Genomic DNA, 245 nt, shown 5'->3' with positions numbered 1-245 from the left:
TTTAATTATAGAGAAAGTTAAAATGCTGAACATTCCCCAAAAGAGAATATTCTGTCTTAAAGATGTATCCATAGGAAAGCTTTTGGTGGGAAAATCTCAAAAAGGGATTTTTCATATCGCCTTAGGAGATACGACAGAGCAATTGTTACAGGAGTTCATGGTACGATTTGGTGATGCACAACAAGTTGTGGGTGACAATACATTTAAGAGAGAGGTTGCGCATATTATAGCCATGATAGAAACGC

The 245-nt window shown here is 36.7% G+C and carries 1 pseudogene; it reads left to right on the top strand.

The annotated features are described in order from the left end of the window. Positions 1–22: 22 nt before the first annotated feature. Positions 23–245 (top strand): annotated as a pseudogene (locus tag ACFINC_RS11695) (methyltransferase); the annotation flags it as partial.

It is taken from the genome of Bartonella sp. AP58NXGY, from assembly GCF_042195785.1.
Lineage (GTDB): Bacteria > Pseudomonadota > Alphaproteobacteria > Rhizobiales > Rhizobiaceae > Bartonella.
The sequence above is the reverse complement of the archived record's forward strand: the minus strand, read 5'-3'. Positions and strand labels throughout refer to the sequence as shown.